The sequence below is a fragment of the Vibrio sp. 10N.222.52.C3 genome (assembly GCF_041474195.1).
Lineage (GTDB): Bacteria > Pseudomonadota > Gammaproteobacteria > Enterobacterales > Vibrionaceae > Vibrio > Vibrio crassostreae_C.
The window spans coordinates 1-286 of the sequence record NZ_JBFRTQ010000133.1 but is presented as its reverse complement, the minus strand read 5'-3'; the positions used below and the strand labels follow the sequence as shown (position 1 = coordinate 286).

The 286-nt window shown below is 47.9% G+C and carries 1 protein-coding gene; it reads right to left on the bottom strand.

Going from position 1 to position 286, the window contains the following annotated elements:
- On the bottom strand, positions 1 to 286 hold a 286-nt coding region (locus AB4517_RS18760), incomplete at both ends, for a hypothetical protein (protein WP_372149175.1).

The following is a 286-nucleotide window of genomic DNA, read 5'->3' as shown; positions in this document are numbered from 1 at the left end:
CATCAGCTTCCGCTAGTGCATCTTCTTCATTAAACTCTGGCAATTCGAAGTCATCAAACGAGAATTCTTCTTCGCCTTCTTGTCCTAGAACTTCCGCTTGTGGTGTAGCTTCAACTTTCGGTTCAGCGACAGGTGTCACTAGCTCTGGTGTTACGTCAGTTTCCGCTAATGCTTCTGGTTCAGACGCCTCATCTTCAATCAGCCAATCATCGTCTTCTGGCACACCAAATTCATTTGGAATGACCTCTGGCATGTTTGCAGCACGAACTGGCTCTGGCTCTGGCTC